At 66.7% G+C, this 291-nt stretch carries 1 pseudogene; it reads right to left on the bottom strand.

The features are described from left to right. Positions 1-144: 144 nt before the first annotated feature. Positions 145-291 (bottom strand): annotated as a pseudogene (locus GTY47_RS29995) (N-methyl-L-tryptophan oxidase); the annotation flags it as partial.

The raw sequence follows: 291 nt of genomic DNA, 5'->3' as shown, positions 1-291 counted from the left end.
AGACGTACTTCGGGCGGAACTGAAGCGAGGGAATGGGCATGAGGATGCTCCTGTCTTGGCTGCGGGGAGTTGGTGATGGCCGGTGCGCCTTTTTCGGGCACGCCTGAGGCGGACTTGCCGGAATGGAAGGGGAGGTTGCTGGATTCAGGCGGCGCCGACGCCGGCCGGTGCGAGGAAGCCGACGGGGTGGTCTGTGGTGCCGTCGAGCGCCAGGTCGGCGGCGATCTCGCCCATCGCGGGCGAGAGCTTGAAGCCGCTGCCGGAGAATCCGGCCATGACGATGATGTCGTC

It is taken from the genome of Streptomyces sp. SID5464 (assembly GCF_009862985.1).
In the GTDB taxonomy this organism is placed as follows: domain Bacteria; phylum Actinomycetota; class Actinomycetes; order Streptomycetales; family Streptomycetaceae; genus Streptomyces; species Streptomyces chartreusis_D.
The sequence above is the reverse complement of the archived record's forward strand: the minus strand, read 5'-3'. Positions and strand labels throughout refer to the sequence as shown.